11 protein-coding genes are annotated in these 15,387 nt (G+C 66.5%); 7 read left to right on the top strand and 4 right to left on the bottom strand.

What is annotated here, in order from left to right:
* Positions 1-15 precede the first annotated feature (15 nt).
* The gene (locus tag BM197_RS11265) at positions 16-2,604 is read right to left on the bottom strand and encodes an OmpL47-type beta-barrel domain-containing protein (RefSeq protein ID WP_090711559.1); all 2,589 of its coding nucleotides are present in this window, start codon (positions 2,602-2,604) and stop codon (positions 16-18) included.
* 213 nt (positions 2,605-2,817) lie between these two features.
* Here BM197_RS11265 and BM197_RS11260 point away from each other — a divergent pair, with 213 nt between their 5' ends.
* From BM197_RS11260 to BM197_RS11250, 3 genes are all read left to right on the top strand, one after another.
* Positions 2,818-3,558: a histidine phosphatase family protein gene (locus BM197_RS11260; RefSeq protein ID WP_090711557.1), complete on the top strand. Its 741-nt coding sequence runs from the start codon at positions 2,818-2,820 to the stop codon at positions 3,556-3,558.
* Positions 3,542-4,414 (top strand): NAD(P)H-hydrate dehydratase, encoded by an 873-nt coding sequence (locus BM197_RS11255; protein ID WP_090711555.1) that lies wholly within the window; start codon positions 3,542-3,544, stop codon positions 4,412-4,414. The genes BM197_RS11260 and BM197_RS11255 overlap by 17 nt, the downstream gene beginning before the upstream one ends.
* 277 nt (positions 4,415-4,691) lie before the next feature.
* Positions 4,692-6,206: a DHA2 family efflux MFS transporter permease subunit gene (locus BM197_RS11250; protein ID WP_425435719.1), complete on the top strand. Its 1,515-nt coding sequence runs from the start codon at positions 4,692-4,694 to the stop codon at positions 6,204-6,206.
* A 54-nt stretch (positions 6,207-6,260) separates the two neighbouring features.
* Here the strand turns inward: BM197_RS11250 and BM197_RS11245 are convergent, their stop codons facing one another.
* Positions 6,261-6,812, bottom strand: coding sequence for a dihydrofolate reductase family protein (locus BM197_RS11245; protein ID WP_090711552.1), 552 nt, complete (start codon positions 6,810-6,812; stop codon positions 6,261-6,263).
* Between the two features lie 44 nt (positions 6,813-6,856).
* The gene (locus BM197_RS11240) at positions 6,857-7,219 is read right to left on the bottom strand and encodes a VOC family protein (RefSeq protein WP_090711550.1); all 363 of its coding nucleotides are present in this window, start codon (positions 7,217-7,219) and stop codon (positions 6,857-6,859) included.
* 63 nt (positions 7,220-7,282) lie between these two features.
* Here BM197_RS11240 and BM197_RS11235 point away from each other — a divergent pair, with 63 nt between their 5' ends.
* A complete protein-coding gene (locus tag BM197_RS11235; RefSeq protein ID WP_090711548.1) occupies positions 7,283-7,579 on the top strand; it encodes a GNAT family N-acetyltransferase in 297 nt (98 codons plus the stop codon).
* Positions 7,580-7,611: 32 nt separating this feature from the next.
* Here BM197_RS11235 and BM197_RS11230 read toward each other — a convergent pair whose 3' ends face one another.
* The gene (locus BM197_RS11230; RefSeq protein ID WP_245762504.1) at positions 7,612-11,118 is read right to left on the bottom strand and encodes a TM0106 family RecB-like putative nuclease; all 3,507 of its coding nucleotides are present in this window, start codon (positions 11,116-11,118) and stop codon (positions 7,612-7,614) included.
* Between the two features lie 99 nt (positions 11,119-11,217).
* Here BM197_RS11230 and BM197_RS16320 point away from each other — a divergent pair, with 99 nt between their 5' ends.
* From BM197_RS16320 to BM197_RS11225, 3 genes are all read left to right on the top strand, one after another.
* Positions 11,218-11,370 (top strand): hypothetical protein, encoded by a 153-nt coding sequence (locus tag BM197_RS16320; protein WP_177216815.1) that lies wholly within the window; start codon positions 11,218-11,220, stop codon positions 11,368-11,370.
* Positions 11,371-11,443: 73 nt separating this feature from the next.
* The gene (locus tag BM197_RS16315) at positions 11,444-11,617 is read left to right on the top strand and encodes a hypothetical protein (protein ID WP_177216814.1); all 174 of its coding nucleotides are present in this window, start codon (positions 11,444-11,446) and stop codon (positions 11,615-11,617) included.
* Positions 11,618-11,891: 274 nt separating this feature from the next.
* Positions 11,892-15,365, top strand: coding sequence for a DEAD/DEAH box helicase (locus BM197_RS11225; protein WP_090711546.1), 3,474 nt, complete (start codon positions 11,892-11,894; stop codon positions 15,363-15,365).
* The last annotated feature ends 22 nt before the right edge of the window (positions 15,366-15,387 follow it).

The following is a 15,387-nucleotide window of genomic DNA, read 5'->3' as shown; positions in this document are numbered from 1 at the left end:
TCGGAATGAACAGCCTTACGGCTGGACGGTTTCTTCGAGGGTGAGTCCCCCGCGCAGCGTCACGACCTGCACGAGCACCAGACCACGCTGATCAGACGTGGGCGATGACGCCGCCTGCTCGGCACACGGGGTATCGCCCTGGTCCCGCTGGATAAGACTGAGGTCGTCGAGAACGTCGAATCGTGCGCGGACGGTTCGACGGACGGAACCCCGGTCAATACTGACTGCCTGCCGCACACCCAGCAGCGCGCCCGGTCGGGCACGGGCAATCAAACGTTCGAACACCATCGTGTTCGGAATGCCAAACGCCGGCTCGGCAGGCGACTCCGTCTCGTGTTCATGCTCTTCGTGCTCGTGCTCCTCGTGCTCTTCGTGTTCGTGCTCTTCGTGCTCGTGCTCCTCGTGCTCGTGCTCGTGCTCGTGCTCGTGCTCGTGCTCTTCGTGTTCGTTCTCCTCGTGCTCCCGCCGCTCCCATTCCTCCCGCTCACGCCTCTCCTGCTCGCGTTCGGCGCGCTCGCGCTCCACCTGTCGCTGCTCGGCTTTCTCACGCTCCCGACGTGCACGCGCGGCATTGTGCGGTTCGTCGTCGTAGCTCAGCCCGACCACGCTCGCCTCCCAGGCGAATGGGGAACAGCGCACTTTGAGGGTGAGGGTGGTGGTGTTGTCGGCATAGTCACTGAGCTGGTAGACCCTCAACTCGGCGACGTCTGAGCCGAAGCTGGTCCACAACGTCGGGGTGCGGCTGAGAACCGGCACGGCGGTCGCGTCCGAGCCGGAGAGCCCGTCGCGGGTGAAAACCACCACGTCATCGATTGAGGGGTCGAACCGGATCACCGCTTCGGGTGCCGACTTGTCGATTAGCACCGGCAACGTCTGTTTCGGCTCCACGTTCTGTGAATAATCCACTGATCCGAACGTCACGGCGTGCATGCCCTCAGCCGAGATCACGACCGGTCCGGATACCCGGAACTCGCCGGCCCCATCGACCGCAGCGAACGTCGCCGCCACTCCCGAGATGTCGTCGGTGGCGGAGAAGCCCACCTGGACCGTACTGCGATGCCACCCGCGTCCGTTGGGTGGCGGGGTCACCGTCACCGTTGTCACCGGCGGGGTGGTGTCGGCCGGGAGCATCAGCTCCGCTTCTTCCGGTGTGATGTCGGCTGACTTGGTTTGCATCGGCGGCTGGTACGCGGCACCGGCGCCCGCACCGGAGATCGCGCCACCCACCAGACGCAGATGAGCCCAGTCATCGAAAGGCTCAAGCGCGGTCCGTTGCACGTCGTTGTTCACATCGAAAGCGACGCTTGGGCTGGTCGCGACGCCGTCGTTGTTCCAGTCGATCGGCAGGCTGCCATCTGCAACCTGAACATACGCACCCGCCGCCCCTGCCGCACCGGGCACCCAGCGGCGGACCGCGACCCCTGCGGCGTTCTTGCCAACCCCTGAGCGCTCGTCGAGCGCACCTTCGAAGAGCCGGTCTAACGCAATGTTTGAGAAGTCGACAATGCCGGTGACGCCGCCTTTGGTCAGTCCCCGCGTCTGCCAGTGATAGTTCATGACGCTGACGTAGTTGGGTTTGCGGTTCACAGCGTCGCCGCCGCCGTGGTCCAGACCGAGCAGGTGCCCGAGCTCGTGCATCAGCGTGCCAGCCATGATGAGGTCGGTAAGGCCGGCAAAAGTGCCCAGGGTGAGGATCATGTCGGAGCCGGGGATGGTTCTGGCGATGCCGCTGTTGACCGCTACGCCGAGTTGGTGCGCCGAAACCGCATACCGGAAGATCGGGGCCCGCCCGGTACTGATGAACCCTCCTGACTGTTTCTTGACCGCGTCGAAGGCTGTCCAGTTGTAACTGGTCGCGTTGTTGGAAGCATCCACCATCGCGGTGCCGAAATTCGCGACGTGCGAGAGCTGGCGTGCTCGCGACAGCGCACCCCACGTGGCACCGGTGGCGTGGTTCATGATGCTGTTCGGGCCCGCGTCGATGTGCAGGTTGATACCCACAGACCCGGTCGGACTCCGGTACGGGGATGCCGCAAACGCGTCGACAACGGTCTTGATCGCGGCCGCACTGATGGCATGGCTGTGGGTGGCGTCTGCCATCCAGTCGATCTGCACGAAAACATCCGGGCGATTCACGTCGGCGCCCATCGCGGGCAGGTCGATGAACTGAGGACCGCTGCCGTCGCCCGGGTCCAGCGTCACCCCTTTCTTCTTCCATTCATCGGGGATGCCGTCGCGGGCGCTGGAGGACGAACTGAAGGTCAAGCGGACCACAGCGTTATCGCCGCCCCCGCCCAACCGCTTGACCTGAAAGGTCTCTGGCGTTTTCTCCTCGTACTCGTTGCTGCCGACATACGGATTGTCCCAATAGATGTGGCAGGTCCCTGCGCTCCCGCCGGTTGCGAGCTGGATGTCGTAGTCGACGTGCCCCTCGGTCCCGGTCAGCACCCCGTTGGATTCGGACTCCCAATTGGCGTTGGTGAGCGGGGGGATTGTGAGCGGGGGCTGGCGGGTCCAAATGCCGTGATCAAGTCCGCCACCGATCCGAACGAGGGTCGTGTCACTGTCGTTGTAGAAAACAAACCGTGTGCTGCGCGCTGCCATGATCGACCCGTCTCATCAGGGGCGGTCGACTCAACGATTCGGCGCCCAGAACGTCACCGTCTCCAAGGGAGGCATCTGCTCGTCGATCATCCTCGCCGAGTCCTCACGGCGCAACGGGTCACGGTGCCCCGTTTCGAGGCAACGGACCGCACCGCGAATCAAGCCCCCGGCCGAATTCGATGCCAGGCGGGACTACTCGTTTAGCCTTGGCCCATGACGGCAACAGAACTATGGCTGGTGAGGCACGGAGAGTCGACCGCGAACGTCCAGGCGACCGAATCGCAGCGGGCGCTGCTCGAGGTCATCCCGGTCGACCACCGGGACGCAGACGTTCCCCTGTCGGAGACAGGGGTCAGGCAGGCGGAGGCCCTCGGCGCATGGCTCGCCGCGAACGCCGGCGGTACTGTGCCTGCTGCAATCTGGAGTTCACCGTACCTCCGCGCGCAGCAGACACTCGCTGTGGCCCTCGGCGTCAGCGGACTGGAGCGGTCGTTCCTCGTCGACGAGAGACTCCGCGACCGCGAACTCGGCATCCTCGACACGCTGACCTCGCACGGCGTCGACCAGCGCTACCCGGAGGAGGCTGCCCGGCGGCGGTGGCTGGGCAAGTTCTACTACCGGCCCCCAGGCGGAGAGGCATGGACGGATGTCGCGCTCCGCGTGCGCTCGTTCCTGCGCGATGTGGACTCCAGCGAAACCTCCGGTCCGGTCCTCATCACCGCGCACGACGCCGTGGTCCTCATTTTTCTCTATCTCTGCCTCGGCTGGTCTGAGCAGGAACTGCTCGCCTTCGCCAGCAGCAACACGGTTCTGAACGCCTCCATCACCCGGCTCACCCGCCAGCCGGGTGACCAATTCTGGACCCTCGACGTGTTCTCCCACGATGCCCATCTCGAAGCGGTCGGCGCCCCCGTCACCGAACACGGAGGAGACACCGATGTCCAGCCCCGCTGAGCCGCAAACCGTCACGCCGAACCTGCTGCGAGAGTGGCCTCTGCCGGAGGCGGGGGACTCGAAGTACGGCCGCGGGCAAGTCATCGTGGTCGGCGGCGCACTGCGTTCCCCTGGTGCGGCGATGCTGTCCGGCCTGGCCGCGCTCCGGGTCGGCGCCGGGCGCCTGACGCTCGCCGTCGCTGCGTCCGTTGCGACAGCGGTGGCGGTCGCCGTTCCTGAGTGCGGGATCGTGCCGCTCGACGAAACCGCAGATGGGAGTGTGAGCGGAGACAGCGTCGATGCCGCCGAGCGGGACCTCTCCGGTGCGGACGCCGTCCTCGTCGGGCCGGGCCTTGATGATCCAGACGAACTGGAGCGGATGCTGTCAGCCCTGCCCCCGCTCGTCGGTTCCGATTCGGTCGTGGTCCTCGACGCGTTCGCACTCGGAGTGCTGCCGAAGGTTCCCGACGCCGTCGAGGCGTTCGGGAACCGACTCGTTCTGACTCCGAACAAGGAGGAGGCAGCCCGGCTGCTCGAGCGTGACCTGGACGACCTCGTCGATGACATCGCGGAGATCGCCCGCCGCTACCGCGCGGTCGTCACCTGCTACGACGTCATCGCCTCCCCCGACGGGCGAATCTGGCGCACCGGCACGGGCGGGGGTGGCCTCGCCACCTCGGGGAGCGGTGACGTGCTCGCCGGCGCCATCACCGGGCTGTGTGCCCGCGGCGCCACCGCAGAGCAGGCCGCCGTCTGGGCGACCCACGCGCACGCGGCGGCCGGCGACCGGCTCGCCGTGCACGTCGGGCCCCTCGGTTTTCTCGCCAGCGAGCTCCTCGACGAGTTGCCTCGCGTGCTGGTCGAAATCGGCGCCTGAACCGCGCCCGCGCGGGTGTTTCGGCACCGCGCGGGCGCATTTTCACCCGCGCGACACAATTTCACCCGCGTGAATGAATCCCCTTAGCCGGCAGCATCCGAAAGATGAGTCGCTTTTCTTCAGATTTTTGGCGCCGATGTGGAATAGCGCGGCCGGTGTCGAGGTTTCGTTTCTTCGCCATTGAATCCCGCGACGGCAGACGCTGCGCACACACCCCTCGACTCCGCTGAGTTATCCGCTCGGTGTTACCTGCTCGGTCCCGACCATTGGATCCCCTGTGAACGACTCCGCAACCGACCTCACTCTTCCTGAGCGCGCACCTTCGCTCCGACCGGTCGAACCTGACCACACCGCGCGCAACTTCCGGGTGATCGCTCTGATGCTCGCCGCGACGTTCGTTGTCATCCTCAACGAAACGATCATGGGTGTCGCCATTAACGAGCTCATGCTCGACCTCGACATCAGCGCGCGGTCCGCCCAGTGGCTGACCACCGCATTCCTGCTGACGATGGCGGTCGTGATCCCGATTACCGGATTCCTGCTGCAGCGATTCCACACCCGCCCGATCTTCATCTCGGCGATGAGCCTGTTCTCGGCGGGCACACTCCTCGCTGCCCTCGCACCGAACTTCGAGGTACTGCTCGGCGCCCGCGTCGTACAGGCGTCAGGCACGGCGATCATGATTCCGCTGTTGATGACCACGATCATGACCCTGGTTCCGGTGGCGCAGCGCGGCCGGACCATGGGAAACGTCTCGATCGTCATCTCGGTCGCCCCGGCGATTGGCCCCACCGTGTCCGGAATCATCCTCAACGCACTGAGCTGGCGCTGGATGTTCTGGATCGTGCTGCCGATTGCCGTCGTCATGCTCATCATCGGCATCCGTCGCGTCGAGAACGTGACCGCGCCCAAGCGGGTTCCGCTCGACGTGCTGTCGGTGATCCTCTCGGCGTTCGGGTTCGGCGGACTGATCTACGGCCTCAGCCGCATCGGCGAGAGCGGGCCGGCCGACGCGACCGCCGCGGAGCAGGCAACAGCGACACTGCCGATGTGGATCGCCCTCGGCGTCGGCGTTCTCGGCCTGGCCGCATTCATTCTGCGGCAGCTGCGGCTGCAGCGCCGCGACCGGGCGCTGCTAGACCTGCGAACGTTTCGCTCCGCGAACTTCAGCATCTCCCTCGGTGTGATGGTTGTGAGCATGGCTGCGCTGTTCGGGACGATCATCCTTCTGCCCATTTACATGCAGCAGGTGCTCGGCCTCGAGCCCGTGCAGACCGGTCTGCTTCTGCTCCCGGGCGGCCTCCTGATGGGCCTGCTGGCGCCGTTCGTCGGACGACTCTACGACCGGTTCGGCCCGAAACCGCTCCTCATCCCCGGCTCGGCTGTCGTCAGCGCAGCGCTGTGGGCTCTCGCGATGGTCGGCGAGTCGACGTCGCCGTTCTACCTCCTCGGTGCCCACCTGCTGCTGAGCCTCGGCCTCGCCTTCCTGTTCACGCCCCTGTTCACCTCAGCGCTCGGCTCGGTGCAACCCTCCCTGTACTCGCACGCATCCGCCACGGTCGGCACCGTCCAGCAGGTCGCGGGCGCAGCGGGCACAGCCCTGTTCGTGACGATCATGTCGACGGCGAGCGCGGCGCTGTCGAGCGCCGGCGCAACCGACTCGGCGGCCGCTGCAGGGGGAATTCACTCCGCGTTCCTGATCGGTGCGTTCATCTCCCTTCTCGCCATCGTCGGAGCGATCTTTGTTCGCAAGCCGGCGGACATGCCTGCGGAGATGCCCGCCGGGCACTGAACCCGTCTTCGAAACCGGATGCCGGCCCGTTTGTTGCGGGACGGAATCCGTTTTTCAGTTGGCCGGCCGGGCCCGGTAGCTCGCCTGGGTGAAGCCGGCACGGAGCTCGCGGGTGCCGGTGAGTTCGAGGCTGATATCGGCATCGAGCGGACCGAACAGTGGGATGCCGAAGCCGATGAGCACGGGGGCGATGCTCACGGTGAGGTTATCGAGCAGGCCGGCGCGGAGGAATTGCTGCACGACGGTTCCGCCGTCGACGTAGACGTGTTCGCGGTTCTCACGGGCGAGCGTCCGGAGGGCGTCATCGAGCGAGCGGTGCACCGTGGCATCCGGCCAGTCGACGGACTCGAGTGAACTGCTCAACACGAGCACGCGTTTGCCGGCGTACGGGTAGGTGTCGAACGCCGCGACGATGTCGTAAGTGTTGCGCCCGATGATCATGGAGTCGACGGCAGCAAAGAAATCGTCGTAGCCGGTGTCGCCGAGGTCTGCGCCGGCTTCGAGGAGCCAGTCCAGCCCACCGTCGGGGCGGGCGATGAAGCCGTCGAGGCTCATCGCCAGGAACGCGGATGTCGTCAGGCGGGGCGTCGCGGGCGTGTCGGTCATGCGCGCACGCTACCACCGGCATCCGACAGCGGGAAGGGCCCAGGTCAGACGTTCGACCGTGGGCGGAGGATGCAGAATTCGTTGCCCTCGGGGTCGCGGAGCACCTGCCAGTCGTCGCCGTCGTAGATGTCGTCGGCGAGGGTCGCGCCGAAGCTGAGCGCGTCGGCGATTGCGGCGTCGTAGACGCGGCTGCGCAGGTCGAGGTGGAGCCGGTTCTTGCCCGCCTTCGCTTCGGGGACTTTGAGAAAGTCGAAGCGCACGTTGCTGCCGCTGCGCTGGAGTTCTGCGTCGCCGCTCTTGTCGAGAATCACCTTCCCGCCGAGCAGCTTTTGCCAGAACTTCGCGAGGGCGGGAGGGTCGGCGCAGTCGAAGGCGAGGGCAGCGACCCCTGAGATGGAAGAGCTCATGGCTCTCATGAGAGCACCGGCGCCAGTCGCGGTCAACGGGTTCGGGAGAACTACGCTGGGGTCATGGCTCCAGAATTCGCCCACGAACCGGATGCTAGCCGGTACGCCCTCCGCCTCGGCGACGAACTCGTCTGCGTCGCCGACTACTCGATACGCCAGGGTCGCATCTACTTCACCCACACGTACACCGCGCCCGCGCGCCGTGGGAATGGCCATGCGGCATCCCTCATCGAATTCGCGGTGAACGATGTGGCCGCCACGACGGACCTTCGGATCGTGCCGACCTGCTCGTTCGTCGTGGACTGGTTCGCCAACCATCCGGAGCGTTCCGACCTTCTCAGTCGTGGCGCGACTGATTGATCCGCAATCGGCTGAGCCGCACCTGGCTCCGGCTACCGCTGCTGCGGTTCGACGAGGGTGATGAACGCGCTCAGCTCACTGATGCCCTGCGCTGTGGCGGGCAGGTAGTCGGTCAGCGCCGGCGAGTAGACGAGGTACGCAGCCCACTTGGCCCGTGAGATCGCCACGTTGAGCCGGTTCTTGAGGATGAGGAATCCCATCCCCCGCGGCACCTCCGTCGGAGCGGATGCCGCAAGCGTCACGATCGCGATCGCTGCCTCCTGCCCCTGGAATTTGTCGACGGTCCCCACCCTGACCCGGTCGAGCCCTGCAGCAGCGAGGCCGTCGCGGACCAGCGCCACCTGCGCGTTGTACGGGGACACAACGATGACATCGTCCTGATCGAGGGTGTCGCTGTCACGGACCTCGGTGGGGTCGCTCCAGGCCCTGCCCATGGCGGATCGCACCAGTTCGACGACACGGTTCGCCTCTTCGACCGACGCCACGGCGTTGCCGGAGTGCTCGACGGGTTCGACGTGCAGCCCGGGTTCGATTCCGGCCAGGGACCGGGTCGACGCGACCTCGTGGGCGTGCAGCTCGCCCTCGTAGGAGAGCCGGGAGACGGGGTCGGTGACGGCCGGATGCATCCGCCGGCTCTCGGCGAGGAAGTAACCGAGTTCAGCGGGCAGCACGTCGTGGCCGTCGCTGACCCAGCCGAGCGCGGAGGTGTCGATCGGCTCCGGGTGAAGGCCCTGGCTGACCTGCGGTAACTGCTGCGGGTCGCCGAGCAGCAGCAGGTTGCGGGCGGCGACACTCGCCGCGATGGTGAACGCGAGCGAGTACTGCCCGGCCTCGTCGATCACGAGCAGGTCGAGTGAGTGCCGCGGGAACCGGGCCTTGTTGCTGAAGTCCCAGGCTGTTCCGCCGAGCACATAACCGGTCGCGTCGTTCTCGGCGGCGAACAGCAGGTGGCCGTTGGCGTCGAGGGCGGTGAACGGCACGTCGGCGGCGTCTGCCCCGCCCTTCTGCACCTTGGCGACGAGCGCGGCAGGAAGCCCGGCCTTGACGACAGCGCCGAGCAGGTTCTCGACGACGGCGTGGGACTGGGCGACGACGCCGATCTTCCAGCCGTGATCGCGGACGAGGGCCGCAATGACGTGGGCGCCGAGGTAGGTTTTGCCCGTTCCGGGCGGACCCTGGATGGCGAGGTAGGACGCGTCGAGATCGAGGATGCTGTCGATCACGGCGTCGATACGGTCGCCGGTGACCGGGGCGAGCGCCCCTGACCGCGTGCGGGGCGGGGTGCGGCGGAGGATGTCGACCACCGGATCCCGAGGCCACTCCGGGGCGGCATCGACGATGGCTTGCGCCCACTCCTCGATCGCCGGTTTCTGTTGCCCGGCGGGAGGCGGGGCGGCCGGGGTGAGGGCGATCGGCAGCGTGTCGAACGGCGGGGCGCCGGTCTGGAGGGTTTCTTCGACGAGGGCTCCCCGGTCGTCGACCTCCAGGACCCGCACCGTGCGGCTGGGCCGCGAGCCGGGGTCACCGATCGTGGCTTCGAACGGACCGGGGTGCTCGTAGAGAACGTACGGGCCGGCCTGCTCACCCGGTTTGACGCTCGAACCCGGGCCCCATTTTCCGGTGAGCCGCACCCACCGCCGGTCGGTGCGTTGCTTGCCCTCGCGGAACCACGGCCGTTCGACCCGTGCTCCGTCGTCTTCGACGACGAGGACGTCGCGGGTGTCTGCCCACGTCTCCACATCCTGAATCAGTCGGGCGAAGTGTCCCCACCAGAAGCTCTTCTGCTCACGCTGGTGATAGTCGAGTGCGGCGGCGGCGAACGCGGCTGCGGTCTGGTCGGCGGTTCGGCCGGCCGCGAGCCGGTCACCGGCCAGGGCAAGCAGGGCGTAGCGGAGAGGGGAAGGCTCGATCTCGGGCACCGAGTCCTTCGCCTCATGCAGTGTCCCAGGCAGGATGCCGTTCTCTCGGCCCCGTTCGAGCAGCCAGTCCCGCAGGCGCAGCGTCGACACGCAGTCGTACCGGTTGTAGTCGCCGATTTCGTCGAGCTTGTGTTGCCCGGCCGCCTCGTCTCCGTTCGCTTTCAGCTCCATGGCATCCGCGTACTCGGTGATCGAGGCGGCGGCGTTGGTGACGTCGCCCGTCCGTAGTTCGTCGCCCATGTAGAGCGGCTCGAGTTTCTTGATCGAGTACGAGCGGGAACCCACCCGAACGCTCTTCTTCACCATCGGGTACAGGTCGACGAAGACGTTGTCGCGCAGCAGCTGGTCGACTTCGTCTTCACCCTCTCCGTGGCGCGCGGCGATCGAGGACAGGTGGGTGCGCTCATATGACGCGTAGTGATAGATATGCAGGTTCGGGAATGTTCGCCGACGCTCGGCGACGAAGTCGAGGAAGGTGCGCAGGGCGACCCGTTCCTCGGCGAAGGAATGTGCCCAGAACGCGGTGAAGGTCTCGGAGACATCGACGAGACCGAAGAGGTAGTCGAGTCCCCACGAACGCCCATCGCCTTCGGTGTAGAGCGGGTCACCCTCGAAGTCGAAGAAGATGTCGCCCGGGTCTGGTTCGGGCAGCGCGGCCAGAGCCTGCGCGTTGAACACGCGCACGGGCGGCGGCGTGTGGTCCTCAGGCGAGGTCGGCCCTTCGAGCTGCAGCTTGGCCTGCAGCCGCAGACCGGCCAGAGTGGTTCCGCCGATACCGTCGACGTCGACGGTCGAGTCAGCAAGGTCCTCGATCGTGGTGATGCCGGCATCCGCCAGCCGCGTTCGTTGGGTGACGCGCAGCCCGCCGACAAGGAGCACGTCGCGGGTGGCCTGGATCTCGGCTTCGCACGTCTCACAGCGCCCGCAGATCGCGTACCGCGGATCACGCCATTGGACGACGTCGTCGTTCGGGTCGTCGAGTCGCTCGTTGATGATCCGTTGCAGGCGCTGCTCGCGCTTGAGGTAGACGGGCAGGATATCGCTCACCCGGTGCTCGCTCGTCATCCCGTTGCCGAGAAGGAGCTGCACCGTGTCGGCGGGTTCGACGCCGAGCTGGCGCAACTGCTGCACATATGCGGCCAGCTGGAGGAGCGCCGTGACCTTCGCAGAGCGGGCGAGCTTGGTGTCCTGGACCAGGTAGCGGCCGTCTGGTTGCCGCACGATGAAGTCCGCGAAACCGACGAAGCGTCCGTCGAAGAACGTGGCCTGGAAGACGACGTCTGCACCGCGGTCGAACGCGCGTTTCGTCGCGGTCACTGCGTCGGCGAGCGCCTCGCGGGTCATCTCGTCTGGGCGTTCGATCTCGGCGACGCCCGCCCCGAACTGCGCCCGGTATGCAGCCAGAACGCGGGCCTCGTGCTCATCGCCGAGTCGCCCCGTGCGGGCGAGCATTGCATCGACGACCTCGTCGACCCGCTCGGTGCGCCCCAGCTTCGCGTCGAGTTTGCGGAGAAAGGCGAATTCGCACTTCGAAGCCGTGGTGAGATCGCTTGCGCTCGTCACGAGCGAGCGGGTGGTGACCAGCGCACCGCCGAGAACAGGGTCGTCGAGGAAGAACAAGGGAACTCCAATGGTCGGGCAATTCGAGGCTAGCGCCAGCCGCTGACAGTGGGCCGTTTTACCCTTCCGACGACGTCGAATCGGGCGTACCGTTAAGGCATGAACACCAGCGACAACGCCGTCGTCGAAGCGACCGGAACGCCTTTACCGAAGCGGCGCGGCCAGCCGGCAGACGGCATCCCCGATGGGTCCGGATCCGACGGGCACCCGGACTCCGACGACGACACCGCGTCCGGCGGACCAGCACGCTGAACCCGGTTAGCACATCCGACCGGATGCCGCCCCGCTCTATCGCGAGCGCCGCCCAGCCGCGTACGGTGGGGCCATGACTGACAACGAGCAGACCGAAAACCCGAAGCCCCGCGACCGTTCACAGCACGACGACACCACAAACCGACCGGGCCAATCGGCCGAGGGCATCCCTGACGGATCAGGCACCAACACTGAGGCGGGCGACGACACCGCCGAGGACACCGCGTCTGGCGGCCCAGCGGACTGACCAGGAGGCGGGCGGCAAAGCCGTTCACGATGGAATGCTGACGTAACTGTCAGCCGCCGCGCCCGCTTCGTTGAGGCATGCGGCGCAGCCGCAGCCCGCCCCCGGTTCCTTGAGGGATGCGGCGCAGCCGCAGCCCGCGCCCGGTTCCTTGAGGGATGCGGCGCAGCCGCAGCCCGCCCCCGGTTCCTTGAGGGATGCGGCGCAGCCGCAGCCCGCGCCCGGTTCCTTGAGGGATGCGGCGCAGCCGCAGCCCGAAGGATGAGAACATAGAAGGATGTCGCCTGCCGCCGCACCCCTGGTGGATGTCACCGACATCATCCGCCTCGTCGGCAACGGCGCGTTCAATCGCGCCACCGCCTACGCCCGCACCGGGGCCGTCACCGCCATCGACTGGGACGAGGAGTCGAGGAGCCTCACCGCTGAGGTTCACGGAACATCTCCGCGCCCGTATCGCTGCCAGGTCAGCCTCGCGCCGGCGCGCAAGGACTTCAGCAGGCCGACCTCGTCGAGCTGTACCTGCCCGGTGCACCTTGACTGCAAGCACGTCGCAGCGACCCTCCTCGCCAGCAACGCGCTCGCGGTGAAGAGCATCGCATTGCCGCCGTCCGGTCTGACGGATGCCGGCGGGAACGATCGCGCCTGGATCGACCGCCAGATGCACGCCGCGGACGAATGGTACGAGGGCGAGACGACCTGGCCGAGCGCGACCAGGTCTGCCAACGAGCCGAACGACGATGCCGCGCAGCCCGCATGGAAATCGGCCGTCGGGGCCCTGACCGGACAGCCGTCGGCATCCGGAACCGTGCCGACTCCGATGGGTCTGCAGTTCGAACTCCGCGAGCAGACACCCCGCTCGAAGCACCGCTGGAACGGCCCTACCGCCCGCACCGCCAAGTCGACCTCGGATGCCGGCGAATACCGGCTCGGCGTGCGGCCGGTGATCCGCAACGACAAAGGCAACTGGGTTCGCACGAACGTCGGCTGGAACACCTTTAGCTACCAGGTCAACCGGCTTGGTCTCGACCCGGCCCAGCACCGCTGGTTCAGCCAGTTCGCCGCCCTCCACCGGGCAGCCCGCAACGTCTACACCGTCGGCCAGGACCTTGACTGGCTTTACCTCGACGACTTCAACAGCCCGCTGCTCTGGAACCTTCTCGCCGAAGCGACCTCTCTCGGGATCGAACTCGTCGCCAGCCGCAAGGACGGCATCGTCACCATCGGAGCCGACGCCTCGGTCGGTCTCGACGCCACCGCTGACCCCGACCTGCGTCTCGACGCCACGCTCACGATCGACGGCGTGCTGCACCCCGCGGAATCGGCCGGGCTCCTCGGCGACCACGGCATCTATGCGTACTCCCTCGAACCGGCCGCCCATTTCACCCTCGCTCCCACCGGCAAGCGCCTGACCGATGAGCAGAAACGACTCGTCGGTCGCGCCAGCAGCCTCGTCGTTCCCGCCGCAGACATCGACGAGTTCCTCACCGGCTTTTATCCCCGACTGCGCCACAGCATCCCGATCACGTCGACGGATGCCTCGGTCGAGTTCCCGCCCGCCGTGCCGCCGGTCCTCGTGCTCTCCGCGATCTTCTCCGCCAAGCACACCCTCGCCCTGGCGTGGGACTGGGAGTACACCGAAGGAGCCAGGAAGACGCGGATGCCGCTCTACGCGACAGCGCACGACTCGGGTCTCCGCGACCTGCAACTCGAGCACGCCATCGCTGAACGGGCGCGGGCGATCACCCCGCTTGAAGCGCAGACCCTGGTCGGCCTCGACGCTGCCGAGTTCACCGACAAGATCCTGCCGGCGATCGAGTCGACCGAGGGGGTCCGCGTCGACGTGACAGGCACGCGCCCGGACTACCGGGAACTGACCGAGGCGCCGAAGCTCAAGATCACCACGGTGGAAACCGACCAGCGTGACTGGTTCGACCTCGGCGTCGTGGTGACGATCGAAGGGCAGAAGATCCCGTTCGGGCCGCTGTTCAAGGCCCTGTCGAAGGGGCAGACGAAGCTGCTCCTCGTCGACAACAGCTACCTGTCTCTTGAACACCCGGCGTTTGAACAGTTGCACGACCTCATTGAGGAAGCCCGGTCGCTCGCCGAATGGGATACCGGCATGCGGATCAGCCGGTACCAGTCGAGCCTCTGGGAAGACCTCGAGGACCTCGCCGACGAATCAGAACAGGCGGCATCATGGCAGGCGGCCGTGAGTGGCCTGCGCCAACTCACCACCGTCGAGTCCACCCCACTGCCTGAAGGCATCCAGGCAACCCTCCGCCCGTACCAGCTCGACGGGTTCGCCTGGCTCGCGTTCCTGTGGAAGCACCAGCTCGGCGGTATCCTCGCCGACGACATGGGGCTCGGAAAAACCCTGCAGGCCATCGCACTCATGAGCCATGCGAAAGAGGTGACCGCGCCGGAGAAGCGACGCCCGTTCCTCGTCGTCGCGCCGACATCCGTCGTCTCGAACTGGCACATCGAAGCCCAGCGTTTCGCCCCTGACCTCGACGTGCGCACCATCACGGCTACCAGGGCCAAAAGCGGACCGGTCGTCGACGTCGGCAACGTGGATGTCGTGATCACCTCGTACACGCTCTTCCGGCTCGACTTCGACGCCTACAACGAGCACGAGTGGGCCGGGCTCATCCTGGACGAAGCGCAGTTCGTGAAAAACCGCACGGCGAAGATCCACCAGTCGGTGCGCGATCTGAACGCTCCGTTCAAACTCGCCATCACCGGAACCCCGATGGAGAACAACCTGCTCGAGTTGTGGTCGCTCTTCGCGATCGTCGCTCCTGGACTGTTCCCTTCCGCACGCAAGTTCCTCGACGAGTACGCCAAACCGATCGAGGCCGGCGACCGGCCGGAGCTCCTCACCCGGCTGCGGCGTCGCATCCGCCCGCTGATGATGCGCCGCACAAAGGAACTCGTCGCCACCGACCTGCCCGCGAAGCAGGAGCAGGTGCTCACCATCGACCTCAACCCGAAGCACAAGAAGCTCTACGACACCTTCCTGCAGCGGGAACGGCAGAAACTGCTCGGCCTGATCGACGACCTCGACAAGAACCGGTTCATCGTGTTCCGTTCGCTGACCCTGTTGCGGATGCTCAGCCTCGACGCCTCCCTCGTCGATGAGTCGTACGGGAACGTGCCGTCGTCGAAGCTAGACGCCCTGTTCGAACAGCTAGACGATGTGCTCGCTGAGGGCCACCGGGCGCTGATTTTCAGCCAGTTCACGTCGTTCCTCGGCAAGGCGGCAGCCCGCCTCGACGCCGCCGGCATCCCGTACGCCTACCTCGACGGGTCGACGACGAAACGAGCGGATGTCATAGCCAGGTTTAAGGAGGGCGTCGCCCCGATCTTCCTCATCAGCCTCAAGGCGGGTGGTTTCGGGCTCAATCTCACCGAAGCGGATTACGTGTTCCTGCTCGACCCGTGGTGGAACCCGGCGACCGAGGCCCAGGCGGTCGACCGCACCCACCGGATCGGTCAGACCAAGAACGTGATGGTCTACCGGATGGTCGCCAACGGCACCATCGAGGAGAAGGTGATGGCGCTCAAAGCGCAGAAGGCGAAACTGTTCAACGCGGTCATGGACGATGACGCGGTCTTCAGCTCTGCGCTGACCGCCGACGACATTCGTGGCCTGCTCGAAGAGCCCGAGGCGCCGACGGCGATCGAGAGCGCTACGGCCGATTTCGCCGCGGCGGATGCCGCCAAACGGTCACGCTGGACGGCGGCCGACTGAGCCCGTGTCGCCCCTGTTGGGG

The sequence above is a fragment of the Mycetocola miduiensis genome (genome assembly GCF_900115155.1).
Classification (GTDB): Bacteria; Actinomycetota; Actinomycetes; order Actinomycetales; family Microbacteriaceae; genus Mycetocola_A; species Mycetocola_A miduiensis.
Note: the sequence above shows the minus strand (reverse complement) of the source record. Positions and strands in the feature narration are given on the sequence as shown.